The sequence below is a fragment of the Paenibacillus sp. SORGH_AS_0306 genome (assembly GCF_030819345.1).
GTDB classification, from domain to species: Bacteria; Bacillota; Bacilli; order Paenibacillales; family Paenibacillaceae; genus Saccharibacillus; species Saccharibacillus kyungheensis.
The window spans coordinates 550,025-575,513 of record NZ_JAUTBP010000001.1; the positions used below are offsets into that span (position 1 = coordinate 550,025).

23 protein-coding genes and 1 pseudogene are annotated in these 25,489 nt (G+C 39.2%); 22 read left to right on the forward strand and 2 right to left on the reverse strand.

Annotation, left to right across the window (positions count from 1 at the left end; translation table 11 throughout):
• The 14 genes from QE450_RS02250 to QE450_RS02315 all read left to right on the forward strand — a co-directional run bounded on the left by QE450_RS02250 (position 1) and on the right by QE450_RS02315 (position 12,108).
• Complete coding sequence (locus QE450_RS02250) at positions 1 to 1,479, forward strand: phage tail sheath family protein (protein ID WP_273615238.1); 1,479 nt, start codon at positions 1 to 3, stop codon at positions 1,477 to 1,479.
• Positions 1,480 to 1,573: 94 nt separating this feature from the next.
• The gene (locus QE450_RS02255; RefSeq protein WP_273615239.1) at positions 1,574 to 1,981 is read left to right on the forward strand and encodes a phage tail tube protein; all 408 of its coding nucleotides are present in this window, start codon (positions 1,574 to 1,576) and stop codon (positions 1,979 to 1,981) included.
• Between the two features lie 266 nt (positions 1,982 to 2,247).
• Positions 2,248 to 2,682 (forward strand): phage tail assembly chaperone, encoded by a 435-nt coding sequence (locus QE450_RS02260; protein ID WP_273615240.1) that lies wholly within the window; start codon positions 2,248 to 2,250, stop codon positions 2,680 to 2,682.
• Positions 2,683 to 2,886: 204 nt separating this feature from the next.
• The gene (locus QE450_RS02265) at positions 2,887 to 4,797 is read left to right on the forward strand and encodes a hypothetical protein (RefSeq protein ID WP_307296522.1); all 1,911 of its coding nucleotides are present in this window, start codon (positions 2,887 to 2,889) and stop codon (positions 4,795 to 4,797) included.
• A gap of 38 nt (positions 4,798 to 4,835) precedes the next feature.
• Complete coding sequence (locus QE450_RS02270) at positions 4,836 to 5,480, forward strand: LysM peptidoglycan-binding domain-containing protein (protein WP_273615242.1); 645 nt, start codon at positions 4,836 to 4,838, stop codon at positions 5,478 to 5,480.
• Positions 5,477 to 6,460: an XkdQ/YqbQ family protein gene (locus tag QE450_RS02275; RefSeq protein ID WP_307296525.1), complete on the forward strand. Its 984-nt coding sequence runs from the start codon at positions 5,477 to 5,479 to the stop codon at positions 6,458 to 6,460. Before QE450_RS02270 ends, QE450_RS02275 begins: the two co-directional genes overlap by 4 nt.
• Before the next feature lie 31 nt (positions 6,461 to 6,491).
• Positions 6,492 to 6,863, forward strand: a complete 372-nt coding sequence (locus QE450_RS02280) for a hypothetical protein (protein ID WP_307302559.1) — start codon at positions 6,492 to 6,494, stop codon at positions 6,861 to 6,863.
• Positions 6,856 to 7,314, forward strand: a complete 459-nt coding sequence (locus QE450_RS02285; RefSeq protein WP_307296527.1) for a DUF2634 domain-containing protein — start codon at positions 6,856 to 6,858, stop codon at positions 7,312 to 7,314. Before QE450_RS02280 ends, QE450_RS02285 begins: the two co-directional genes overlap by 8 nt.
• A gap of 1 nt (position 7,315) precedes the next feature.
• Positions 7,316 to 8,455, forward strand: a complete 1,140-nt coding sequence (locus QE450_RS02290) for a baseplate J/gp47 family protein (RefSeq protein WP_307296529.1) — start codon at positions 7,316 to 7,318, stop codon at positions 8,453 to 8,455.
• Positions 8,448 to 9,035, forward strand: coding sequence for a YmfQ family protein (locus QE450_RS02295; protein WP_307296532.1), 588 nt, complete (start codon positions 8,448 to 8,450; stop codon positions 9,033 to 9,035). Before QE450_RS02290 ends, QE450_RS02295 begins: the two co-directional genes overlap by 8 nt.
• Entirely contained in the window at positions 9,035 to 10,237 is a 1,203-nt protein-coding gene (locus tag QE450_RS23615; RefSeq protein WP_307296535.1) for a tail fiber protein, read from the forward strand. Before QE450_RS02295 ends, QE450_RS23615 begins: the two co-directional genes overlap by 1 nt.
• A gap of 49 nt (positions 10,238 to 10,286) precedes the next feature.
• The gene (locus QE450_RS02305; protein ID WP_307296537.1) at positions 10,287 to 10,658 is read left to right on the forward strand and encodes a hypothetical protein; all 372 of its coding nucleotides are present in this window, start codon (positions 10,287 to 10,289) and stop codon (positions 10,656 to 10,658) included.
• A 103-nt stretch (positions 10,659 to 10,761) separates the two neighbouring features.
• A complete protein-coding gene (locus QE450_RS02310) occupies positions 10,762 to 11,727 on the forward strand; it encodes a glycoside hydrolase family 25 protein (protein ID WP_307296538.1) in 966 nt (321 codons plus the stop codon).
• A gap of 105 nt (positions 11,728 to 11,832) precedes the next feature.
• A complete protein-coding gene (locus QE450_RS02315) occupies positions 11,833 to 12,108 on the forward strand; it encodes a holin (protein WP_273615249.1) in 276 nt (91 codons plus the stop codon).
• A gap of 371 nt (positions 12,109 to 12,479) precedes the next feature.
• Here QE450_RS02315 and QE450_RS02320 read toward each other — a convergent pair.
• Positions 12,480 to 14,391: pseudogene (locus QE450_RS02320) on the reverse strand (5'-nucleotidase C-terminal domain-containing protein).
• A gap of 484 nt (positions 14,392 to 14,875) precedes the next feature.
• Here QE450_RS02320 and QE450_RS02325 point away from each other — a divergent pair.
• The 5 genes from QE450_RS02325 to QE450_RS02345 all read left to right on the forward strand — a co-directional run bounded on the left by QE450_RS02325 (position 14,876) and on the right by QE450_RS02345 (position 21,128).
• Positions 14,876 to 16,495 carry an ABC transporter substrate-binding protein gene (locus QE450_RS02325; RefSeq protein ID WP_273616251.1) on the forward strand — a complete coding sequence of 540 codons (1,620 nt, stop codon included), beginning with the start codon at positions 14,876 to 14,878 and terminating at the stop codon, positions 16,493 to 16,495.
• 20 nt (positions 16,496 to 16,515) lie between these two features.
• On the forward strand, positions 16,516 to 17,520 hold the full coding sequence (locus QE450_RS02330) for an ABC transporter permease (RefSeq protein WP_273615251.1): 1,005 nt from the start codon (positions 16,516 to 16,518) through the stop codon (positions 17,518 to 17,520).
• A gap of 11 nt (positions 17,521 to 17,531) precedes the next feature.
• Complete coding sequence (locus QE450_RS02335; protein ID WP_273615252.1) at positions 17,532 to 18,425, forward strand: ABC transporter permease; 894 nt, start codon at positions 17,532 to 17,534, stop codon at positions 18,423 to 18,425.
• Positions 18,426 to 18,705: 280 nt separating this feature from the next.
• Positions 18,706 to 20,118, forward strand: coding sequence for a deoxyguanosinetriphosphate triphosphohydrolase family protein (locus tag QE450_RS02340; RefSeq protein ID WP_307296542.1), 1,413 nt, complete (start codon positions 18,706 to 18,708; stop codon positions 20,116 to 20,118).
• Positions 20,119 to 20,180: 62 nt separating this feature from the next.
• Positions 20,181 to 21,128 (forward strand): MsnO8 family LLM class oxidoreductase, encoded by a 948-nt coding sequence (locus QE450_RS02345; RefSeq protein WP_307296545.1) that lies wholly within the window; start codon positions 20,181 to 20,183, stop codon positions 21,126 to 21,128.
• A gap of 142 nt (positions 21,129 to 21,270) precedes the next feature.
• On the opposite strand, the gene QE450_RS02350 is transcribed toward QE450_RS02345, so the two are convergent.
• Positions 21,271 to 22,224, reverse strand: a complete 954-nt coding sequence (locus QE450_RS02350; protein WP_307296549.1) for a D-2-hydroxyacid dehydrogenase — start codon at positions 22,222 to 22,224, stop codon at positions 21,271 to 21,273.
• A gap of 203 nt (positions 22,225 to 22,427) precedes the next feature.
• Here QE450_RS02350 and thpR point away from each other — a divergent pair, with 203 nt between their 5' ends.
• From thpR to QE450_RS02365, 3 genes are all read left to right on the forward strand, one after another.
• Entirely contained in the window at positions 22,428 to 23,000 is a 573-nt protein-coding gene (gene thpR / locus QE450_RS02355; protein ID WP_307296552.1) for an RNA 2',3'-cyclic phosphodiesterase, read from the forward strand.
• Positions 23,001 to 23,275: 275 nt separating this feature from the next.
• On the forward strand, positions 23,276 to 24,103 hold the full coding sequence (locus QE450_RS02360) for a cell wall hydrolase (protein ID WP_307296553.1): 828 nt from the start codon (positions 23,276 to 23,278) through the stop codon (positions 24,101 to 24,103).
• Positions 24,104 to 24,236: 133 nt separating this feature from the next.
• A complete protein-coding gene (locus QE450_RS02365; RefSeq protein WP_307296555.1) occupies positions 24,237 to 24,923 on the forward strand; it encodes a metal-dependent hydrolase in 687 nt (228 codons plus the stop codon).
• Positions 24,924 to 25,489: the final 566 nt, after the last annotated feature.

Consider the following 25,489-nt stretch of genomic DNA (forward strand, 5'->3'; position numbering starts at 1 on the left):
ATGGCAAGTGGCACATGGGAAAGCACGAACAAACCGGTACTTCCGGGTTTATATATGAATTTTGAGGCAGCAGCTGCTTCAGCAATTCAAGCAGGTAATCGTGGTACAGTCGTTGTTTTGGTCAAAGGAAACTGGGGACCTGTAGGAGAGTTTGTTGAAATTGGTAGTGAAACAGCGATCTCACAACATTTTTCTGGAGACAGCGAAAATGGAGCAACAGCTTATAATTCACTCTATTTGGCATTGCTAGGTGGCCCTAAAAAATTGTTGGCTTACCGTTTGGCAGATGATACAGCTAAATCTTCTAGTCTAGTATTGAAAGCAGCAGGTGCTACAGAAGGCACAGCAGGCGCTAACGTGCTTCAATTGGATACAAAATATACCGGTACACGTGGTAATGGCTTTACTGTAACGGTTCAGCCGAACTTAACAGACAGTACTCAACAAGAAATTCGTCTATATGAAGGAACCAAATTGGTACGCACATTTGTAGCCAAAGATGGAAAAGCGTCTTCTTTTGCCAAAGCGATCAACGAAGATACAGATAATCTATGGATTACAGCAAAAGCTTTAGTAGATGGTGGCATTCCAGCTAACGTAGCGAACGCTGCATTTGCAGGGGGCGCAAGTGGTAACGCTGGTCTAGCTAATGCTGACTATATTGAAGCACAAGCAGCACTTGAAAGCGAAGAATTCGATGTGTTGGCATTAGACTTTGCTGCTGATCCTGCTTTACTGAAAAGCTTTGCCGCTTGGATCAAACGTGTACGTAGTGAAGGTAAACATACGGTTGCAGTAGTCGGTGGTACAGCAGCAGATGATCTATCTTCCAAAGCAGCTACGATTGCAGCAACACGTTCTCTTTCATTGAACTACGAAGGTATTATCAATGTAGGTACGGGTGTGCGCATTGGGACAACAGATTATACTTCTGCACAAACAAGTGCTTATGTAGCAGGTCTGATTGCAGGTCAACGTTTAAACGAATCGACAACGTACCATATTACGCCTTTCGATGATGTAACTCGTCGTTGGACACGTTCTGAGCAAGAACAAGCTGTAAAAAATGGTGTGTTTATTTTCTTCCATGATGGTCGTCAAGTGAAAGCTCTTCGCGGGGTGAATAGTCTTGTGATTCCGGCTGCTGGACAAAATAATGCTTGGAAAAAAATCCGTTCGATTCGTGTTATGGATGCGATCAATGGTGACTTGCAACGTGCGGCAGAAGATTCTTATATCGGTAAAGTAAATAACACTGAAGAAGGTCGCCTTGCTCTTATTGGTGCAATGAAAGAATATCTGAATCTTTTGGCGCAAAGTAGTGTTATTGAAGCATCTGGCTTCGATGTAATCTTAGATCCTGCTTATTATGGCGCAGCTCCAATCTTACGTCCAGAAGCAGACCAAGTATTCTTGCAATGGAATGTGAAATTGACTGATGTGATGGAGCAGTTGTTTGGCACATTTTACGTGCAATAAATAGTAGTCGTCAGTGCTATATCTATTCATTTAGGTATAGCTTATTCCCTTTACAAACAAAAATAAGAACGGAAAATCGAAGGAGGAAATATATATGTTAGACGCTTCAAGAGTTATTCTGGGTACACACGGACAATTGCACATCGATGGGGTATGGCAAACGCATATCAACAAACTGGAAGCAAGCGTAGAAATTGAAAAACGTGAGCTGAATTTAGTTGGTAACGAATGGAAAGTACACAAAAATGGTTCCAAAAAAGGTACAGGTACAATGACAGGTTATAAAGTGACTTCGGATATGTTGGTACGTGGTTTCCAAAAATTCGATATTATCTCCAAACTAGACGATCCTGAATCGTATGGTCATGAGCGTGTTCGCTTGATCCGTTGCATGCCAGACAAAATTCAACTGGCGAACTGGACAGCTGGTGAAGAAGTTCCAGAAGAAACGGCGTTTACGTTTGAAGGATATGAGTTGCTCGATCCGATTGTAGCGAACTAATTCAACTATTCATAAACTACTCAATAACTTTACAGTGTATGAGTAAATTAGTATGTGAATAGGTAAGGTTAAAAAGGCTATTTTTTGCTATTACTGTTTTGGATATTTATAAGCTTTCATATCTTATTCCACTATAGGCTAAGCGGCAAGAGAAGAACTTATTAGCTATTTCTTCTTTTGTCGCTACTTGGCGTGGACTGAATATGAAATCATTTTTCTGTTTGTAGCAAAACACTATTATTGACGATCCTGAGGAGGACATAATCATGAGTTTGAACGAAAATTTATCAGAAGAACAAATCTTGGACAGTCTATTTGAAGCAGCAGACAAATTACCAGAAGAAACAGTAGGTATTCAACGTCTGGACTTGCAAATGACATTGCGTGGACTGACTTCCAGCAAAGTAGACAGTATTCGTGAACGTTGTACGGTTCGCAAAACCACCAAAGGTCGCACAGAAGAAAAAGTAGATAGCGAAACATTTAACGCATTGTTGATCTCAGAAGCGACGGTTCAATTGGAAGTCAAAGGATTGAAGTTAAACGGTTGGGGCGATCCACGTATTACCAGTCGTTTGAAATTATCCGGTGGCGAGCAAGCGGTACGTCGTATGTTGCTAGCAGGTGAACTGGATGCAGTCGGCGATAAAGTCCTTGAATTATCTGGCTTCGGTGTGGAGCTTGATGACCTAAAAAACTAATCCACTCCGGCGGGATCACAACGATGCTGTATCACATGTGGGTACGGCACAACCTCCGTCCCGGAGAGTTTTGGAATTTGTCCCAGGGTGAACGTTCGCTATTGTTAGCTTTTTCGCAAGAAGAACTGCAATCGATCAGTAGCCAAATGGGAAGATAAAAGATATTTACTAGTAATTCCTTTGAGTAAATAGGGAGGTGAATGTATGGCAGAAAGCATAGATAATAGTCAATTGAAAGCAACAGTCAGATACTTTGATCAGATTCAGCGATCATCTGATCGATTGGGACGTGCAAGATATCAGAATATTATCAAAATGAATAACGAATTAAAATCTACTACTCGTTACTTTGATAATATTTCTCGCGCAGCTTCAAAATTGGCTAGTACTCGAATTACACTACAGGTAAGTTTGAATGATCAAGCTTCTCCAGCATTAGATCGATTGCTTAAAAAATTAAGTAATGTTAAAAGCCAAATGATTAGCGCGTCAGGTAACTTTACGGTTCAACAACAAATTAATGCTACAATCAAAGGTCTCACATTACCCATTCCCAAAGTAGCTCCTGCTACAGTTAACATGAGTCCTAGTTTAATTAATGTTTCTAATAACAGTCTGACTAATAAATCGACTAGCTCAGCAGAAAAAGAAGAACCTAAAGGATGGGTTGAAAAGTCTATAGATGTTGTTGAAAAAATCAATACAGTTTTTGATGGGATAAAAAATGTAGGTGAAACTGGAAAATCAATATGGGGTTTTTTCAAAGGTGATAAAAAAGATCCTACGGATACAAACGGTAATTCAAATAGTGATACTGCTGCAAACGGAAGCAATGACAAATGCTGCTGCTGTTGTTCAGACAAAAGCGGATCTGGTGGATCTTCTAGTATCATCAATCAACCTAATCCGGCAGCAACTAATCCAAATCGTGATAATGCAGCAAATGGTAAAAAGGTGAGGAGAGGACGATTCGGAAATCAAAGAATTTCTACAGGAGGTCCTTCACCAGCTGACCCACCTACTCCACCAGGTAATACTAATCCTGCACAACGTAGAATCGTATTAAATGCTAGAACTTCTGATGCAATCAGGAATGGAACTCTTCATAGAACCAATCCAAATGATACTGCTGCTGGTGGTGATAACGATAATGCTACGGGTGGTAGAAGAGGGAAAATTAAAAGTGCTTTATCAGGCTTTTTTAGTATGGATGGTTCAGGTCCAGCCGGATTACCAAATATGGAAGAAGGCATGGGTAAACTTTCGGAACATTTATCTGGAAGTAATAATAAGTTTTTGAAAATGGTCGGTGGCGGACTAGCTGACGGTGGCGGTAAGATCTTGAAACCACTAGGATTTATATCAGACATGGTCAATATCGCTACTTCTTCAGAGGAAAATAGAGGAGAAGCAGTTGGTTCCGCTGTAGGTAGTACCGCAGGAACAGCTCTGGGCGCTGTAATTGGGTCAGCTATCTTACCAGGTATTGGTACTTGGGCAGGTTCTATGGTCGGTGGTTGGGCTGGGGAGAAATTAGGTGGATTGGTTGGTGGTAGTGATCTAGGTAAAGCTGCTGTTAGCGCAGTAGGTGATGGCATTACAGGTGTCAAAGATTATCTTTCAGACAAAGCTAGTGGATTGAAAGATGGAATTATGAGTTGGTTTGGTGGTGGAGATAAGGCTAAACAAGAAGCTGCCGCTACTCCAGCAGTAGCTCAAGTAGCTCAACAACCTAACAACCCGATGCTTGCGACCAATGCCAATGTAGCTAATCCCGCAATGACAACTCCTGCTGCCCAAATAGTTAAAAATGCAGCAACTAATTCTGATAAACCTGCAAGCAAAGGTCCAGGTGGAGATGCAACGAAAGCCGTTCAAATCAATGAAACACAAATGGGAGCTATTTCAGGCATGCTAAAAGAATTTAAGTCTGAAGTAGTTAATAAAGTATCCATTACTGTCCCAACAGGAGCCGTTCAAGTAACAGTCAAAGAAAACGAATTGGATTATGAAGGATTAGCTTTACAGATTGGTCATCGTATTGCAAATGAGCTTCGTAAATCTATGCAAAATATGAAGCCCAATCCTTCAAAAGCTACCCCATTACCTATGTAGTGTAAACTTTATAATTTTTATAAGAAAGGAGGATTACTGTGGATATTTTTCTGATTGATGGTAAACGTCGTTTTTTTCATTTTCCTGTAAATCCAGAAGAAATAAGTATCTCTCGATCAAAGGGATATGAAACAGTAAATATGTTGCAATATGGAGAGTTTGATTTTGTTCAAGGAGATAAAGTAAAAGAAATTAGTTTTTCTTCTTTTTTTCCAAAAGAATATAATCCTTCATATTGCCAATATAAAAATATTCCTGCACCGAATATAGCAATCAATAAATTAAATGAACTTCTTATTTCAGATCATCCTATGCAATTAATGATCACCACGACAGGAATAAATGTCCCTATTTATCTAATTTCATTTAATAGTTCTTTTAAAGGCGGAGAACCAGGTGATATTTCGTTTGATCTCACTTTCCGCACATGGCGTGATGCTAAAGTAAAACAAAAGAAAACCAGTAAGAATGGTAAAACTACAAACAAATCTGGTTCTCGTGCTGATCTTAAAACTAGCAATAAAGCGTATACTGTCAAATCTGGAGATTCTCTTTCTAAAATTGCTAAGCTTGAACTTGGTGATAGCTCCAAATGGAATGATATTTACAAATTAAATACTAAGTTAATTGGTGCCAATCCCAATCAAATCAAACCTGGACAAAAGTTGGTGATGCCAACATGAGCTATAAAGTTATTATCAAAGACAAGTATGATATCACTTCTTTAGTAGAAACACTAAGTATGAAAGATTCTTTAGATCAAATAGCTTATCAAGCTAGTGTTCGCTTAGCAGTATCTTCTAAATTAGGCTTACCTACTATTGCTCCAGGGATGGATATTCGGATTAGCGGTATTCCTTTTAATCAAAAAGCATATCATCCGATACTCGATTTAGGTGTGATCTGGGAAGTTGAAAGTTCCAATAGTGGAACAAAAAGGTTATCTATGACTGTATATGATCGCATGATTTATTTAGAAAAATCGGAAGATGAATACCTTTTACCTAAAGATCAGACAGCTAGTCAACGCTTAAAAAAATATGCAAAAGATTGGCAAATTAGATTAGGTGATATACCAGATACAAAAGTTAAATTGGGAAAAGCAGCTTATCGTGCTCAGACTATATTTTCAATGATTTTTGCAGACCTTAAAGAAACAGCTAAATCTGGAGGTACTATGTATCATCCACGAATGACAAGTAAAGGTTTGAGTTTATTTGAGATTGGAAGTAACAGTGAAGTTGTTGAGCTAGATCGTCTTATAGATTTAACTCAAATGCGTACACTAGAAGGTGCTGTAACTAAAGTGAAAATATTAGCAACTTCAGAATCTAGTGGAGATAAAGAAGTGCCCTCTAAAGTTTTAGCTGTTGAGGAAAAAGGAACTGAAGAATTAGGAACTCTGCAAAAAATGATTAATGATGATCAGATTAAAACAGCAGATGCAGCTAAAAAATCTGCTAAAAATTATTTAACAGGCATTCAACAGACATTTACTATTACTGCACCAGATATCAATACGATTCGTGCTGGAGATGCTGTAACTTTAAGCGGTATGAAACTATTGGTTACATCTGCTAGTCATGATTTAGGCAATCCTGGAACAATGACATTAGAGTTAGGTACAGCAGATTATGTGAGAAGGAGGTATTATCTTGAGTAAAAAAGATCCTTATGGACATTTCGCAGATCTGATGCGCTCTACCATGTCCAAGCATACCCAACAAGCGATGAGTGGTCTAGGTGCAGTACTTGGAACAATGACTGGCTCAGGAGTAAAGTTAGATGATTTCAAACATGAAATTCAAGATTATATGATCGCTGAATTGCCAGGGATGTTCGAAATGCCAGAACGTACTGATGTAGGACGTACCTATCCTTTAGGTCAAGGTAGGAATGGTGGAACCGCAACGAAAAGTGATTTTGTGTTCGATAAAGTCGAAGTAGAAGAAACGGTACTGCATTTAAACAAAGGTCTCAAAGCTGGCGACCGAGTACTTGCTCTGCGTGTAAATAGTGGTAATGACGTTGTTATTGTATGCAAGGTGGTGAGTGGCAATGGCTAACCTTTTTCCTGATACGGATGCTTTTATTTGGGGAGACGAAGAAGAGACGACTGCAACAGACAGCACAGAAGTCATATTCGGCAAAAGTTGGCGTTATGACTATGATGCGGGTGATTTTGTGCTTACTCCTAGTGGTAAAGTAGCCATTGCTGATGAGAAAGAAGCCTGGGTGCAGTGGTGCCACAAAGCTATTTTGACCCCTCGTTATCGGCATGTAATCTACTCTCGTGATTATGGAAGTGAATTAGAAGAATTAGTAGGTCAAGGATACGGGCATGCAATCATGGAGAGTGAGATTACTCGAATGGTTACCGAAACATTATTGACCGATGAGCGCACAGAAAGTGTAGATCAGTTTACTTTTAAATGGGTAGACGATCAATGTGTATTTACCTGCCAGATTACAAGTGTGCAAGAAGATACGCAAATTTTGGAAAGTGAGGTGATCTAACTTGGCAGAACTTCCTCAGTATTTAACGGAACAAACAGAAGAAAATATTATGCAGCGTATGCTGGAACGAGTGCCTTCTGATCTAGACAAGTCGGAAGGTTCTTTTATTTGGGATGCAGAAGCACCGGTTGCTTTTATGTTATCTGAAGCAGCTATTTGGGCACAAGAATTGTTACGACGTGGATTCGCTAGTACGGTAGCCAGTACAGATGAGAATTTTCGTTCCGATGAATTAGATTTACGTGCAGCAGAGCATGGTGTGACTCGTAGAGGAGCAGTAACAGCATCCGGCACAGTTGTATTTACAGGTGAAGTCGGTAAACCTATCCCTATTGGGACTGTAGTTGCTACGCCAGCAGATGAAAATTCAGGCGAAGCATCATTGGAATATGAGACAACTGTAGCCGGTATTTTGGATAGTACAGGTAAAGCCACCGTGCCTGTTCGTGCAGTCGTTGCAGGCAAAGCAAGCAATGTGCCTACAGGTATTGTTACAATTGTATCTACTTCACTTAATGGTGTTACGGGTGTGACCAATACCGTAGAGATCAAAGGTGGAGCCGATATCGAATCTGATATGTCTTTGCTAGAACGGTTTTATGCGAAAGTGCGTAATCAAGGAACTAGTGGCAACAAAGCACAATATATGCAGTGGGCTGGTGAAATTGCTGGAGTCGGCGGAGCACGAGTGATTCCCTTATGGAAAGGCCCGGGCACGGTAGGTATTTATGTATTGGATACAGATAAGCGTGCAGCCAATACCGATATTGTAAAAGCAGTACAAAAGTATATTGATCCTACGCAAGATGGACAAGGAGAAGGAACAGCGCCAGCAGGTCCGATTATTACAGTGATGCCAGCTGAAGAAGTACCGATGAATATCGATGTTACATTAACACTTGCTAGTACTGCTTCAGTCGCCGAAGTTAAGAATTTAATTCAACAAGGAGTAAAAGCTTACCTCAAGCAGTTGGCTTTTACAGATTCGCTTGTGAGGTATACACGCATTGCTGCTATTTTATTGGATATTCCACCGATCATCGATTATGCACAGTTAACAGTGAATGGTACAAGTGACAAAAATATTGAAATGAGCGCTAATCAAGTAGCAGTACTCGGGACGGTGACCGTTCATGAGTAATCTGTCTGGTAGTGCTCCTTTTTCTTTTTCCAGTGTAAAAGGTGCTGAATTATTTTCTTATTTACCTGCATACTATGAGACATCCCGTGTCATGCGTGCAGATATGAATACCAAAGGACATGAAATGGATCATTTCTATCAAGCGCTGGAAGAAACATTCCAGCAATTTTTTGTCCGTACAGCAACATGGGGATTACCCCGTTGGGAAGCTGAATTAGGTATTGAGACGAACCTCAACAAGCCATTAGAACAAAGACGTGCAGTTGTTGAATCCAAGCTACGTGGTGGCGGTAAATTTTCAGGTAAACTGGTCAAAAATGTATCCGAAGCTTATGACGGAGGAAAAGTAGCAGTTACTTTCCAACCACAACAATGGAATTTTACTATTAAGTTTATCGATACAATCGGTATTCCACCGAATCTGGATGATCTTAAAGCTGTGATCGAAGAGATTAAGCCTGCTCATCTATCTGTAGAATACGAATTTAGCTATTTATTAATACGAGATATTCATGGCGTGAAAACATTAAAAGAAATGGATAATCTACCTTTATCCAAATTTGCAGGAGGTGCTGTGTAATGGCAAGTAATACGCCTAATTTAAATTTGTTGAAAAAAGACCCGTTGACCGATGGTAATGAAACATTTAATATCCAGACCATGATGAATGACAACTGGGACAAGATTGATACAGCGGTCAAAAAAGTACAAGACGATGTAGCCAATATTGATCCAGATATTCCAGATGCCAGCACTACACAAAAAGGTATTGTGCAGTTAAGTAGTGCTACAAATAGTGCAAGTGAAACTCTTGCTGCTACAGCTAAAGCAGTGAAGACAGTAGCAGATGCTTCGTTGCCTAAAACAGGCGGTACTGTTTCTGGTGATATCTCTATTTCAGGTAAATCAACATTAGTCGGTCCTATTGATTTTAGAAATGGAATGGATGGTTTAGGAGATATCAAAAATACTGGTGGTATTAGAGCAAATGGTATAGTTAATTTCACCAATAGATTGTTTGTAGGTAGTGGCGACAATAATGGGCAGCCTAGCTTGAGCTTAAGTATAGGTGATAACGATACTGGTTTTAATCATAATAGTGATGGATACGTGGATCTTATTTCGAATGGAAGAACTGTCGCCTATATGAAAGATGGGAGATTTGTAGTACGTGGTGACGGTGATGACTTTTATGATGTAGCAAGAGATATTATAAATCTAAAGCAATCTGGCGTTAGTCGCAAGCAAGAATTGGTTAATGCGATTAACGCCAATGGCGGTAGCGCATCGAATGATCAAGATTTTTCTGGACTTATTAACAATCTTAACAATATTACGCGCACTAGATATAAGGAAGGATCAACTACAGGTAATAATGGAATACCTAATAGCAACTCGGACTGGGTGACTCTCCCATCTGGATTTTACAAAAAAGTTACAGCAAGATCAGACTTTATGGATAGTAGTAGAGTTTCTTTAGGTAATTTTTCAGTAGGAAGTAATAGTTCTATTACCTTTTATGCGTTAGATTCTGCAGGTAGACAAGTTGATTTATTGACATTCAATCTACAAAGATCGATAACAGTGACAGGTTTTCGAGCCTTTCAAGGGGGAGCAGGTATTGCCACATATAATAGCGGAGATAATGTAGGTCGATGGTCTGATGCTTCTGTTGGCGGATTTGATATGACTGGTGGGGTTCGATTTCGTTATAGAATAACAGGAACAGTTAATGCTTCATTAGGATCGGTTTCTGGCGCTATGACAGCATATGGTGGCTAAAAAAAGTATATATGATAATTTAGATAGAATGGAGGGGAGGGAAAAAGAATTGTCACAACTGGGAGGAGACCACGCTAACATGCAAGAATTAATGTCTGTACAAGTGTCTCTAGCAAGAATTGAAGAATCATTGAAACCATTAGCAATGTTACCACCTGCAGTATCAGAAATTAAAGACACATCCCGAGATGCTCGACAAGCAGCTACTCAGGCTGCACAAGATATTATTGAGATTAAAGCTACTTTGACGACAACTAAAACAACGGCTGAGGAAGCATTACGACAATCTACCGAGGCACTTAAACAGCTTTCAGATCAAGCAGAAAGCCAAAAATGGTTTAAACGTACGTTTTATGGTGTTTTTATTGCCGCAGCTGCTGGCGGTATATGGACAGCATTTGCAGTTGCATTTAGATTTTAATATTTGTAGAGAGCAGCTATATAGCTGCTCTTTTTTTATAAGTAATTTTATTAAATTAACGCGCAAATAAATTGGTAAATACACCAGAGAGAAGGTGAATCGATTGCAAGCCAAAACAGCAGATGGTGCACAGGGCATTGATGTGTCGCACTGGCAAGGAAATATCGACTGGAACAAAGTCAAAGCCGCAGGCAAACAGTATGCTTTTATCAAAGCGACTGAAGGTACGCGTAATAAAGATGTTAGATTTATTGCGAATATTAAAGGCGCGAAAGCTGCTGGATTGTTAGTAGGTGCGTATCATTTTCTAAATGCTACCAGTACCAGTATTGCACAGCAAGAAGCTGCTCATTTTGTCCAAAGACTGCAAGAGATTGGCGGAGCGAAAGCATTAGATTTTCCACCTGTACTGGACTATGAAAATAACCCGGGTGGATTAAATAAAAGCTCGATTAATGCTATTGCTAAAGCTTTTCTAGAAGAAGTAGAACGCTTAACTACCATTCAGCCTATGATCTACACAGGTAATGCGTTTGCTGCTCATTTTGATACTTCACTCAGCAAGTATTCATTATGGATCGCAAGATACAGTAATACCCGTATTCCTGACGATTGTACCGCATGGAAATCATGGGATTTCTGGCAATACTCAGATTCTGGATATGTAAATGGAATCGGTGGCAATGTAGATCTCAATATTTATAAAGGCACATTAGCACAATTAATATCCACTTATCGTCACAAGCAAGATCATGAACCAGTGGAGGAGGGAGAACAACCGATGACCGCAGAAGAGAAAAAAGCTTTTCAAGCATTAGAAGCTACTGTCAAAGCACAAGCAGATCGTATTGCTGCATTAACAGACAGTCGTGATCTACTCAAAACCAGTATTACCAAAGTAGATACACGTATCCAACGGATCGAGCAAACTCAAAAAATGGATATTCCTAATTGGGCCAAAGAAGCGGTGGATAGCGCATTAGCTACTGGTCTAATTCAAGATGCAGAAGGTGGCAGTTACGACTTTTATCGTTTGTTAACTGTATTACATCGTAAAGGTCTCATTTAATACCATCTTCATAATACGAATAGATCTACTAATAAATATCTATAACAAATAAACAAAATAACAGAGATACCAATAAACTTTTGAGAAATAGAGAGGAGTTAGGATATGGAAGAATTAAATAATGTATTAGCATTTGCTTCTACCTTGTCGCTGATCGTATTAGCACTTGTACAAGCACTCAAAACCGCAGTCGCTACACCGAAAAATTGGATTCCAGTGATTGGGATTATTATTGGTGTAGGCATTGGAGCAGCAGCTTATCCATTTACAGAATTGGGATTAGTTCCTCGTCTGTGGGCAGGTGGACTTGCTGGGTTGTCTGCAACAGGATTATTTGAATTAGCTTTTAATCCAAAAGCAGGCACCAGTAAAAGTATGTAATAGTGAACAATGCAGATTGTATGATCTGAGAAATGTGTGTACGCATAGGAAAACGATCATTTGTATATCACTATATGGGTAAGTTAGTAATACCTATCTAATCTATGCTAAAAAGGGATTATCTAGAGCTATTTAGAGAATAGTACGATTGAAAACATTCGATTCATTCTTGAATACTGCCGCTATATGTACTATTGTTCATTTTTCAAATAGATAACCAATAAATTCTCGGTAGACAACAAAAAAAGGATCTGGAAGAATCCAGATCCTTTTACTTTTTACATTGAAAGTTACCATTATGCAGGATGGTATAACTTCTTTATTTTACATATACCTGATTGCTCTTATAGCATCTTTACCAAGAGCTTAGCTTAAGATGCTGCTGTTGCAGTCATAGCAGGTAGTTTGATTTTTTGACCTGGATAAATCCAGTGTGCATTCGTAAGATCATTCAGATCGCGTAGTACTTTCCATGTTGTACCATGATCTACAGCGATTGAATACAGTGTATCCCCGGCTTTAACTACATATACATCGCTTGCTGCTGGAACCGGTTTGGCAGGTGTTGGTTTAGCAGGCTTAGCGGGTTTGGTTGTAGAAGGCTTAGCAGGAACAGGTTTAGCTGGTGTTGCAGGCTTAGTTGTAGATGGTTTGGCAGGAACCGGCTTCACTGGAGTCGCAGGTGTAGTCGCTTCACCTGTACTTGAAGCAGGAGTAGCTGCTTCTGCAATCCGTCCATCTGTTTTGATATTAACTTTGCCCAGAGACTGCATATATTCAATCAATGCTTCATCTAATGAACCATAAATACCCGTTTGCGCTTTACCTTTGAACATTGTATATTCGTCGCCACCAACAGCCATAAAGTCATTTGTTGCAAGACCTATAGGTTGCTTTTAAATCAAGTGGTTTGCCACCTACTGTTACGGAGTGGACACGTTTGCCTTTTTCTTTAGCGGTATCGATTTTGTACGTGATTCCAGATACTTGAGTAAATGCTCCTTTTTCGTTCGGGAAATCACTAGCACCGTTGTTCAATGCCGCTAACAGTTCAGCACCTGTTACATTGATCGAAACGATTAGATTACCGAAAGGAAGAACAGTGATTACATCACCTTTGGTTACTTTACCCGCAGCGATTGAAGCACGAATACCTCCGCCGTTCGTAATCGCTACATCTGTACCTGCTGTTTTGCGCATAGCATCTGTTAACAGATCCCCAAGATTCGTTTCACCTGCACGAACTTGAGTACGCTCACCGTCTAATTTGACAGAAGATTCAGCAACCGTTTCTTCAAGGATCGATTTTTGCGATTCTTGAATAGAATCAACCAGTGCAGCAACTTTCGGATCTGGAGTAACATTTGCTGCTGCTTTTTCGTCTAATACATAAGCTTGTTTCTTCGTTACTTTACCGCCGTCTACCCATAGATCGATAACGCCCATATGTTCACCATATTCGCCTGTACTAGCGATCAGTGTTCCATTTTCAGTCTGTCCATTTTCAAGCAATGTATGACTGTGACCATCAATAAATACATCGATGCCTGGAACTTCTTTAACCACTTTCAAGCTTGTATCTGTGCTGGATTGATCCAGACCCAAATGCCCTAGAGCAACAATGACATCCACTTTACCTTGCAATTCAGCAACCATTTTTTTAGCAGCTACCGCAGGATCGGTAAATTCAATATTCGTTACATTTTTAGGATTTGTTTTGTATGCAGTCTCAGGCGTTTCCAATCCGAAAATACCGATTTTGACTCCATCTACTTCACGAATAATATAAGGTTCAAAAGGAGCCTTTCCGTTTTTTTCGACAATGTTAGAAGAAATAATCGGGAAATTAGCCATTTTGGAAAGTTCTAGCAAGCGATCATACCCATAATCAAATTCATGGTTACCGGGTTCCATCGCTGCATAACCCATTAGATTCATCGTTTGGATGACGCTTTCGCCTTTAACCAATGTAGCAAAAGAAGTACCATGAATCTGATCTCCAGCGTCTAACAACAACGTATTCGGATTCGCTTCACGATACAAATTAGCGATTCCAGAAAGTTTGGCATAGCCCATATAAGGCGTAGCTTCTGTAGCATGAGCATGAACGTCATTCGTATGTAAGAGAGTGATATGTGTTCCAGTACCAGCATCTTGTTGAGCCTGCTGATTAATACCTTCTATCGTTAATGTGGAAGGTGCAGCCGCAGATAGAACACTTGAAAAGCTTAGAGTCAGCAATGCTGACGCGGCAAATGATAAAAACGTTTTCTTTGTAAACATAGAAATGAAATGCCCCCTTTTATTTGGTATTCTCCTTATTCTATCAGTTAATTGTTAACGGTGTCACTAGATTTGAGCAAACTATTTGTAAAAAATATTAAGAAAAGTTAGTTAATATGACATTATATACATTATCTTAGAACAATCATTGATATCATTCATTTTTAAAATCAAAGTATGTTGATAATAAGAAGTCAATTTAACAGCATATAAAAGGATTTTAATATAATATAAACGCAATAATTCAATATTACTGTCGTTTGATGTAGCCTTTTATAACAAATAAACGTTTTATGTGAAAAAACATTGCCAAACAAGTAACAATGATGTAAATTAAGTTCAACCTGTGGTCAATTCCAATTTTAGCCAACATTCTCAAAATACATATACAAGAGAATATGCTGGATAAAAAGGATTGAGTACGTATCCATGATTTTCTAATTCAGAAGGGAGTTTGTTGCTTGTGAAAAAGGGATTATTGTTGATGTTTACGTTGATGCTTACGTCTGTTTTATTGTTGGCAGGTTGTACCGGAAACAAATCAGCTACAACAGCACCAGAAGCAAATGGAACAGAGGAGACCGCTGCTACTGGAGGCGGAACATTAATAGTAGGACGGGGTGGAGATTCAGCCGCACTCGATCCAGCAATCGTTACTGATGGGGAATCGCTCAAAATTGCACAACAGGTTTTTGATACACTGTTAGATTACAAAGAAGGAACAACTGAAGTTATGCCATCACTCGCAGAAAGTTGGACGATTTCAGATGATGCATTAACGTATACTTTCAAATTACGTGAAGGTGTCAAATTCCATGATGGTACTGATTTTAACGCTGATGCAGTTGTATTTAACTTCAACCGCTGGGGCGATACCAAAAGTAAATACAAATTTGAAGGTGACTCTTTCGATTATTATGATTCCATGTTTGGACCGGAAGAAGATCGCGTGATTGCAAGTGTAACTGCAACTGATCCAACAACGGTTGTTTTCAAATTAAATAAACCACAAGCTCCATTTCTACAAAATCTAGCGATGACTTGCTTCGGTATTGCTAGTCCAAAAGCAATCGAAGATGAAAAAGCAAACTTCAAATCCAATCCAGTCGGTACAGGTCCATTTGTATTTAAAGAATGGAAACGTAGCGATTCGATCACACTCGACAAAAATCCTAACTACTGGCAAGAAGGATTGCCAAAAATGGATCAAGTCATTATCCGCTCTATTCCCGATAACACTGCTCGTTACAATGCCCTTCAAAACGGCGAAATAGATATGATGGAAGATTTAAGTCCAGATGATTTGGCTACATTAGAAGCTAATCCAGCACTACAAAAAATCAACCGTCCACCATTCAACGTCGCTTATCTCGGTTTCAATACAACCAAAAAACCATTTGATGATCCTAAAGTACGTGTAGCCCTAAATTATGCTGTTGATAAAAAAGGTCTGATTGATGCGTTTTTCGCAGGACAAGCAGAACCAGCAGTCAATCCAATTCCACCAACCTTATGGGGATATAACAAATCGGTTGAAGATTATCCGTATGATTTAGCGAAAGCTAAGCAATTGCTAGCTGATGCAGGTTACCCGAATGGACTTGATCAAGAATTAACGTTCTATGCTATGCCTGTACCACGTCCTTACATGCCAGATGGACGTAAAGTAGCTGAAGTGATTCAAGCTAGCTTTGAACAAATTGGTGTGAAAGTAAAAATTGAATCTCCAGAGTGGGCAACTTATTTGGAAGATTTGAAAAACGGTACAAAAGACGATCTATTTATTATTGGTTGGACGGGTGATAATGGTGATCCTGACAATTTCTTCTATCCATTACTTGATAAAGATTCTATTGGTGGCAACAACTATAGTCAATACGATAGTGAAGAATTCCATGATCTAATTGTCAAAGCTCAACAAGAAACCGATCAAGCAGAGCGTAGTAAATTGTATGAACAAGCTCAAGTGATTGTGAAAAAAGATGCGCCATGGGTTCCATTGGTACATTCTACGCCATTACTTGCAGCCAAAGCTGAATTGAAAGGGTATGTACCTTCACCAACCGGCTCAGAAGCATACACCAATGTATACATCGAACAATAAAAGCATGGTAGGTGATCAGCATGGGCTCTTACATTTTTAAACGCCTGATTGTACTCATTCCCGTATTGCTAGGTATGACTATTATTGTATTTTCGATTATCCATGCGATTCCAGGTGATCCGGCAGATACGATTCTAGGGGAAAAAGCAACAGAACAGTCAAAGCAAGCTTTGCGTGAACAGTTAGGATTAGATCGTCCGTGGTTAGAACAATATTTTGCTTATTTAGGAGATTTGCTAACAGGTGATCTAGGAAGTTCGATCCGCACAAAGGAGCCTATTTCGCAAGAAATAGGTCCTTACCTGGCGGCAACGATGGAACTCACTGTAGCCAGTATGCTATTTGCAATAGTGATTGGTGTCAATGCAGGGATTATCAGTGCATGGAGACACAATTCGTGGTTTGATTATATCTGTATGATTATTGCGTTGGTTGGCGTATCTATGCCTATTTTCTGGTTAGGATTAATGGAGCAATGGATCTTTGCCAATAAATTGCATTGGTTACCTTCGATCGGGCGTGTGAATGTACGCGAACCATTAGAAACGGTAACTGGATTTTATGTAATCGATGCGATTATTTCAGGGCAAACAGCACAGTTATGGACAGTAATCAAACATCTTATTTTGCCTTCTGTAGCACTAGGAACAATTCCGATGGCTGTTATCGCAAGAATGACACGTTCCAGTATGCTTGAAGTCATGCAGTCTGATTATATTCGTACAGCCAAAGCCAAAGGGTTATCTCAATTTTATGTAGTCTATCGACATGGACTAAAAAATGCGTTTATTCCAGTCTTGACTGTTATTGGTCTACAAACAGGTGCACTTCTAGGTGGAGCTGTACTGACCGAGACGATTTTTGCTTGGCCAGGTGTAGGCAGATATATTTATGAAGCAATTAGCAATCGTGATTATCCGGTAATCCAATCAGGCATATTAATTATTGCTATCATTTTTGTTGTTATTAATCTGCTGGTGGATCTGCTGTACGCTTTATTTGATCCACGTATCCAGTACAAGTAAGAGGTGATCTGATGACACAAGCAACCCTGAATACCGGATCAGGTGGCAACGTCAAACATGTAAAGTCTGGGCCGTGGCGTGATGGCATACGTTCATTTATGCGTAACAAAACAGCTGTGGTCGGATTAGCAATTGTCGTATTTTTCATTATACTGGCTTTACTCGCACCACTGATTTCGCCTTATGATTACAAAGCACAAGTATTATCAGAACGTCTGCAAGCGCCATCTGCTGAACACTGGTTTGGCACAGATGATCTTGGTAGAGATATTTTGACCCGTACATTATATGGAGCACGTATATCGTTGTGGGTCGGCTTTGTATCTGTGATCGGTTCTATTATTATCGGTACATTTTTAGGCATACTGGCAGGATTTTATGGTCGCTGGGTAGATATGTTAATCTCGCGTGTATTCGATATATTGCTAGCGTTTCCAGCTATCCTGTTAGCGATTGCGATTGTAGCGATATTAGGGCCTTCTCTGCAAAATGCGCTGTATGCGATTGCAATCGTCAATATTCCAACCTATGGTCGATTGGTGCGATCACGTGTCCTTTCGCTACGGCAAGAAGAATTTATTACAGCTGCTCGTGCAACAGGTGTTCGAGATGTACGGATTCTGTTTAGACATATTTTGCCGAACAGTCTTACGCCGATTATTGTACAAGGAACACTCGGAGTAGCAACAGCGATTATAGAAGCCGCAGGACTAGGCTTTCTAGGAATGGGTGCTCAACCACCTGAACCTGAATGGGGTAAGATGTTATCTGATTCACGTCAGTTTATTCAGACCGCTCCATGGACAGTTATTTTTCCCGGAGTATCGATTTTGTTGACGTCGCTTGGATTCAATCTGATGGGCGATGGATTACGAGATACATTTGATCCGCGGATGAAGCGCTAAGCTAGAAATGATTATGACCAAATGAAAAGAAGATATGCGAACCGATTGTAGGCTCGTATATCTTCTTTTTTGATATCCAATAGAAGAATTCTAAATTTTTTCTTCTATATATACAGTCATTTTGTAACGTATATTTTTCAGTGTAAAATGGGTATAAATAGTTTACCATCTAGTTAGGCATGTATTTGTGAAAATGCGTTACTTTGCGAAGTGTGCAAAAATGTGTATAATCACTCCAACCATGTATAGCCAATAGATATAGAGATATAGGAGAAACCATATGGAAAATAATTTAAAATCAATGCGTGAACACCGTCAATACACAGAGGACAAACATGAAGCTTCCCGCGAAGCTTACGAACGCGATTATTCGCGATTGATTCATTCTCCAACGTTTCGTCGTTTACAAGGAAAATCACAGGTATTTGGAGCAGGAACCGGTGATTATTACCGTACACGATTGACTCATTCTTTGGAAGTGGCACAGATCGCCAGACAAGCAGCCAAAAGTCTACTCAGTCGTTATCCTGAAATTGATGAATCATCTGCTAGTAATCCCGGGCTGATTATTCATCCTGAAGTAGTAGAATGTGCTTCCATTGCTCATGATTTCGGGCATCCGCCGTTTGGACATAAGGGAGAAGAAGTACTGGAAAGTATATTGGAGAATTTAATTACCGAGAAAACGCAAAAAGCATTAAAAGGTAAAAAAGTAACTTCTGCTGAACGTGAAGCTGTGCGTCAACAAATGCGAGAAAAATATGAACACTTTGAAGGCAATGCGCATAATTTTCGATTGATTATGTTTTTGGAAAAACGTGAAAATTTGGATGGACTCAATCTGTGCGATGCTGTTCTACTCGGTATTAACAAATATCCTTATACCGGAATCGTTAATAAAAAAGGACTGTACCATCGGGAGTGGAAATATATTAACCAGATTCGTCAGCAGTGGCAAATTCCAGATCGTAAAATTACACTGGAAGCTCAATTGATGGACTTGTGTGATGATATCGCTTATTCGGCTCACGATTTAGAAGATGGGATCAAAGCAGGTAAAATAGAAGTTCATGAACATTTTATGCATGATCCATATACCCATAAATTAATTATTGAAAAAATTATGACCCTTGAAGATCGTTTCTGGTTAGGATGGAGTCGTGAAAGTATAGCAGCTAAAGTAGATGAAGTCTTAACAGCATACTTGCGTATTTGGCGTGAAAAGTTGCCTGTTTGTGATCATGATTACTCTCGTACTCGCCGCGAGGTCAAAGCGTACTGGGTGAGTCATTTTGTCAGTCATCTGGGTGTGATTGATGATGGTGATTGGAAAAAGGTCACTTTTATCAATGATCAAGCGGAAGACGAAGATTTGTTACGAACTGTAAGTGTACTCAAAAGTTTTGCATGGGTGACGATGATTCGTGATCTACGCGTGCAGCGATTGCAAAAACGCAGTGAGTGGATTATTCGCCGCTTATGGGATGCTTTTCTCGATCAAGAATCATCTGTGTCTATTATTCCTTCGGATTGGTTGCAACGATTTGAACGTGATCAATTAAGCCCGAATCCTGTATGGACATGGGAGCGAATGGTCATTGATTATATTGCTGGAATGACCGACGCATTTGCCGAGAAAATATATAATGAATTATACGGTCTCAAAGTCGGGTCTATTTACGATCTCGATTAATATTATTTATGTTCTTACAAAAAACTATATTATAGAAGAAACATCATAGAAGAGGTGAAACCATGAAAGCATTACCCCTTGGCATTCTGGATATGTCACCTGTATTAGAAAGCGTATCGGTTGAAGAAGCATTACAACAATCTGTACGATTAGCACAAATGGCAGAAGAACAAGGATATGAGCGATTCTGGTTATCAGAGCATCACGATATGGCAGGACTTGCTTGTACAGCACCTGAAATATTAATCACTTATATCGGAGCGCATACCTCAACCATTCGTCTAGGTTCTGGCGGTGTATTATTGCCTCATTATAGTGCACTCAAAATCGCAGAAACGTTTCGGATGTTATCAGCGCTATATCCAGGCAGAATTGATCTTGGTATAGGACGTGCACCCGGTGGATCTGCTCATGCTTCGATTGCACTTAGTGGCAATTATTTAGAACATGTTGCTCAGATGCCTACGTTGATGCAAGACCTTACTCATTTGTTGCAAAATAAATATGAGATTGAAGGCGGAGAAGTTTTTGCTAGACCGATTCCTGCACAAGAGCCGGAATGCTGGTTACTTGGCACCAATATTAAGAGCGCAGGTCTAGCCGCTGAATATGGAACAGGATATGTATTTGGTTACTTTATGAGTGATAATGATGGTCAGAAAGCCATCCAACATTATCTTGAACAATATCAAGCTACATCGTTACAGTCTCATCCTAAAGTCATGATGGCAATCTCTGTTATTTGCGCAGATACGCAAACAGAAGCGGAGCAGTTATATGAGCATTGGAAAAGTCATTCTCAAGCGCCGGGCGGAAGTACTGACGAAATTCCAGCTCCGATTATAGCAAGCACCGAAAATATTATAGAGCAGTTACAACAATTGCAAACTCAATATAAGGCGGACGAACTACTACTCATTTGTCCATTGCAAACGTACGATCAACGTATCCATGTGTATCAAAAAATTGCAGAAGCCAATCAATCGGTATCTTCTGTTTCGTTGTTATAAAATGCTAAAAAATAAAACGTATAAATTATATTCAAAGATAAATGCGATTGAATAAATAAACGAACTATTGAATAAATCATACTTTTTCATTACAAAAAAAGACTCGTCCTTTTATTGGGAACGAGTCTTTTTATTGTTTTAATTAATATTTTTTACCATAATCAACTAGATTGATAGGAAGAGTCTGATCGTTCTGATAAGCTTTCAAATTGGTTAGGAAAATATCTAATACACGTTCTGTATAATGTTCATTACTACCTGCAATATGAGGGGTAATAATCACTTGATCCATTTTCCATAATGGATGATCTTCAGGTAAAGGTTCCGGGTCAAACACATCAAGCCCTGCTCCAGCAATTACGTGATCTTCCAAAGCATGAACCAATGCATCGGTGTCCACTGTAGAACCACGTCCCACATTTATAAAAATAGCATTTTTCTTCATCGCTGCAAAACGTTCTTGATTAAATAACTGCTTCGTCTCATCTGTTAGTGGCAAAATATTCACGACATAATCTGCTTCAGCCAAAGCATCGTCTAATTGATCCATCGTATACATCTGTTCGATATGTTCTGTTGCTTTACCTGAACGACGAACACCGATTGTATGCATACCGAATGCTTGAGCAAGTCTTGCCGTTTCTTGTCCAATATTACCAACACCTACAATAGCAATCGATTTTCCTTTAAGTTCGGTAAATGTTCCACTCGTATCCCATGTCTGTTGACTCTGATTGCGAATCGCTTGATGAAAGTTACGAGAGAATGACAACATATATCCAAAAATTTGTTCTGAAATTGGAACGGTATGTACACCGTTAGCGCTGGTCAATTGAACTTGCTTATGACTCAACTTGTCTAAAGGCATATTATCCACACCTGCTGACCAGGTTTGAACCCATTTAACCGGACAGTCTTCGGCAAGAATATAATCAGCCAGCTTTTTAGACCATCCTACAATAATTTCGGCATCTTGAAAAAGGGAAGCATCTGCTTGTTTGGCAGGAACAGCTTTCAACTCATAATGGGGCGCTGCCTTTTGAATCTGTTGTTTTTGAGCTTCATCTAGTTCTTGTAGAAAGACAATGGTAGACATGTGATTCCCTCCTTGAGTAGTAAAGCTTGAATGTTTATTTCTGTTTTAAATGATATCAAATAATAACCCGCACACCAAATTAGAAGCAGTAAAGGAATGTAGTGTTTTGCAGATTTATATCATTTGGTGTATACTAAGTGGAAGTAATGATAGAACGTGTGTTCGTTAAAAGTGATTTTAGTATGAAGGAGGTTATATGGATCATGGGTACACAAGCAGGACAAGAGCGAATGTTTGTTGCTTTGCGGATCGGACAAGAAGCAGCAGAATCTTTAAGTGATTGGAGTGCTTCATTACATGAGAAATATAATTTTCGCAAATGGACACATGCACAGGATTTACATATCACAATTCAGTTTCTAGGTGATGTATGGGTAGAAGAGATTCCCCCATTACAACAAGCTATTGCTCAAATAGCAGCACAGACCCAATCATTTGCATTACAGATTGGATCATTAGATACATTTGGTCTGATCGAAGCACCCAGAGTGTGGTGGGTACATCCTGAAGGTGATCTTCAATCATTGCATATTCTTCAGCAGCAGATTGGACAAGCTTGTACAGAGTTGGGATATGTAATGGATGATCGTCCATATCGACCGCATATTACAATAGCTCGCAAATATAAAGGTGAAATTCCTTTTTCAGAGCTGGATCATACCTTTCAGTTGCCACCTATAGGATGGCAAGTCACAGAGATTGTATTGTGCAAAATACGAATAGGACATCAACCCTCATATGAGAATATTGCTACATTTCCTTTAGTGAAAGAGTGACCTATGCCTAATATTGGCTTTTTGTCAATTTGACAAAAGATAAGTAACTATACTACTATACGTTCTGCTGCAATTTTGTAATTGAAGGCGGGATGGAAATCGAATTTTCGGGAATAAGAAAATTCAAATTAGATTAGTAACTTCGGCTTGTAATCGTATATTCGACTGAATCATAAATTGAAAAAATGATTCAAAATTTGAATGTTGGTGTATTCAATTGAAATCGGATAGGTTACATAGAGGATGGAGTAAGCTAACAATATTGGAGGAAAAAAATGGAGTTTATTAAACGCAACCAATGGATTACGCCTTTGCTAGGCGTGCTTTTTATATTTGTAATGTCTATGCCTTTCTGGATGGATAACCGTACAACCAAAGAAGAATCTTTTACTCAATTGCCGATATGGGGAACTAAGCCTGTAGTGGCGTCTGCATCTCCGCTTGAAGCAAGGACAAGTCTAAGCTTTGTCACCTGGAATAATACACATACCAAAAAAGTGATTAAGCAAGTCAAAGCAGAAACAACAGCAGCACAGACCAAAGCTCTTAAAGCTAAAAAATTGGCGAAACAAGCAAAATTGAAAGCAGCGAACGCACGTTCAGCCAAAGCGAAAGCATCGTCTGGCATTGTAACGGCAAGTTCGTCTATTAATAATTCAACTCCAACCCACTTATACTTTACTCGGACCGAGCTACTTAACCAGAAGGAGAAATCCGAAGCAACCTGGACCTACGCAATGTCTAGTAAAGATCGGCTACTGTTAGAACGTATCGTTATGGCAGAAGCTGAAGGCGAACCGTACGAAGGCAAAGTGGCAGTTGCCAACGTTGTCTTAAACCGGCTACGGTCAGCTAATTTTCCCAAAACTATCAAAGATGTTATTTATCAAAGATACCAGTTTTCGCCTGTAAACAACGGTAGATTTGATCGTGTGAAACCTAATGCTGAGTCTGTTCAAGCAGTAAGTGCAGCTCTATCCGGTCATAAAGAAGTGCCTGATAATACGTATTATTTTGTATCATTGTCTTTGGCGACCGATGATACGATTGAACGTACCCGTACCAAAGTAGTACAAATTGGACATCATACTTTCTTTAAATAAAACCATGAAATAAGCTGGTTTGTTTTAGTTTGCTGTTTTCTAGTTTATAAGAAGTAGAGGAATTATACTTTCATTGGCGAGAATGATAAAATCAATGCGGGTATATTAATTTATTTCGGAGGTGCATTTATTTATGAAAATCACATATTATGGTCAGTCTTGCTTACTGGTTGAACAAGATGGAAAAGCAGTTATTATTGACCCTTTTCTATCAGGAAACCCACATGTAAATGTTGCTCCAAAAGATATTAAAGTAGACGCTATTATTTTAACTCATGGTCATGGCGATCATTTTGGAGATACAGTCGAAATTGCTAATAACAACAATTGCCCTGTGATTGCAGTCGTAGAATTGGCTCAATACACAGCAAGCAAAGGTGTTGAAAATACAGTAGGAATGAACCTTGGCGGTAGCAAACAATTCGACGGGTTCAAAGTAAAATACACGCTAGCATTCCATTCTTCATCGATTGAAGAAAATGGTCAAAATATTTATCTTGGAGAGCCTGCCGGTATTCTGTTAACGATGGGTGGTAAAACGCTATATCATGCAGGAGACACTGCGCTGTTTGGAGATATGAAATTAATCGGTGAATTGAATACGATTGATGTAGCTGCTTTGCCAATCGGAGATTTCTTTACGATGGGCCCAGAAGATGCATTGATCGCAGCGAAATGGATCAAAGCGGATCAAGTGATTCCGATTCATTACAATACATTCCCGCCAATCGAACAAGATGCTAATGCGTTTGCAAAAGAGCTAGAGCGTGAAGGCATGAAAGGTTTGCCATTAGCGATCGTTGAAAGTGTAGAGATCTAATTCGTGCCAGCAGATTCACTTTGTAATAAAAGAATGAATCTTTAGATAAATAGTATAAAGCAGTATCCAAATCAAAAGCCTACCTTTACTATAAAAGGGTAGGCTTTATTTGTTTGCAAAAATAACGATAAAATAATAGATAAAAAGTATGTATTAATTATTAATTTTAATGTATAATAATACACTATATTGTTAAAAAGCTAATGCGATACGTTATTGCACTAATGCTTTGACGCAAAATAATATTTTATCAGAACTATAAAAATTTTGAATTGCCACGATGTCAGGTCAGTGTTAAAATGAGATAACTAATCCAGGGTAAAAGCAAACATGCTTATGCTACGTATAATCTCTACTAACAGAGATTCGGATAATTATACTTCTACTATTCATTTCTAATATCATATTCAGATAGGCTGCTTCCAACCATCTGTATCGTCAATTTACGTATACAGGTCGTGATGATTGGAAGAGCAGCCTGTTTTGTTATACCCTATCTCTGAAATTGCGATATTCACTGTCGTCCTCGTAGTGCCGTCCACTGGCTGTTCTCTTGACATCTCACT

Coding starts and splice junctions, on each gene's coding strand:
- QE450_RS02250 (WP_273615238.1), top strand. CDS start 1: ATGGCAAGTGGCACATGGGAAAGCACGAACAAACCGGTACTTCCGGGT.
- QE450_RS02255 (WP_273615239.1), top strand. CDS start 1,574: ATGTTAGACGCTTCAAGAGTTATTCTGGGTACACACGGACAATTGCAC.
- QE450_RS02260 (WP_273615240.1), top strand. CDS start 2,248: ATGAGTTTGAACGAAAATTTATCAGAAGAACAAATCTTGGACAGTCTA.
- QE450_RS02265 (WP_307296522.1), top strand. CDS start 2,887: ATGGCAGAAAGCATAGATAATAGTCAATTGAAAGCAACAGTCAGATAC.
- QE450_RS02275 (WP_307296525.1), top strand. CDS start 5,477: ATGAGCTATAAAGTTATTATCAAAGACAAGTATGATATCACTTCTTTA.
- QE450_RS02280 (WP_307302559.1), top strand. CDS start 6,492: ATGCGCTCTACCATGTCCAAGCATACCCAACAAGCGATGAGTGGTCTA.
- QE450_RS02285 (WP_307296527.1), top strand. CDS start 6,856: ATGGCTAACCTTTTTCCTGATACGGATGCTTTTATTTGGGGAGACGAA.
- QE450_RS02295 (WP_307296532.1), top strand. CDS start 8,448: ATGAGTAATCTGTCTGGTAGTGCTCCTTTTTCTTTTTCCAGTGTAAAA.
- QE450_RS23615 (WP_307296535.1), top strand. CDS start 9,035: ATGGCAAGTAATACGCCTAATTTAAATTTGTTGAAAAAAGACCCGTTG.
- QE450_RS02315 (WP_273615249.1), top strand. CDS start 11,833: ATGGAAGAATTAAATAATGTATTAGCATTTGCTTCTACCTTGTCGCTG.
- QE450_RS02325 (WP_273616251.1), top strand. CDS start 14,876: ATGTTTACGTTGATGCTTACGTCTGTTTTATTGTTGGCAGGTTGTACC.
- QE450_RS02330 (WP_273615251.1), top strand. CDS start 16,516: ATGGGCTCTTACATTTTTAAACGCCTGATTGTACTCATTCCCGTATTG.
- QE450_RS02335 (WP_273615252.1), top strand. CDS start 17,532: ATGACACAAGCAACCCTGAATACCGGATCAGGTGGCAACGTCAAACAT.
- QE450_RS02340 (WP_307296542.1), top strand. CDS start 18,706: ATGGAAAATAATTTAAAATCAATGCGTGAACACCGTCAATACACAGAG.
- QE450_RS02345 (WP_307296545.1), top strand. CDS start 20,181: ATGAAAGCATTACCCCTTGGCATTCTGGATATGTCACCTGTATTAGAA.
- QE450_RS02350 (WP_307296549.1), bottom strand. CDS start 22,224: ATGTCTACCATTGTCTTTCTACAAGAACTAGATGAAGCTCAAAAACAA.
- thpR (WP_307296552.1), top strand. CDS start 22,428: ATGGGTACACAAGCAGGACAAGAGCGAATGTTTGTTGCTTTGCGGATC.
- QE450_RS02360 (WP_307296553.1), top strand. CDS start 23,276: ATGGAGTTTATTAAACGCAACCAATGGATTACGCCTTTGCTAGGCGTG.
- QE450_RS02365 (WP_307296555.1), top strand. CDS start 24,237: ATGAAAATCACATATTATGGTCAGTCTTGCTTACTGGTTGAACAAGAT.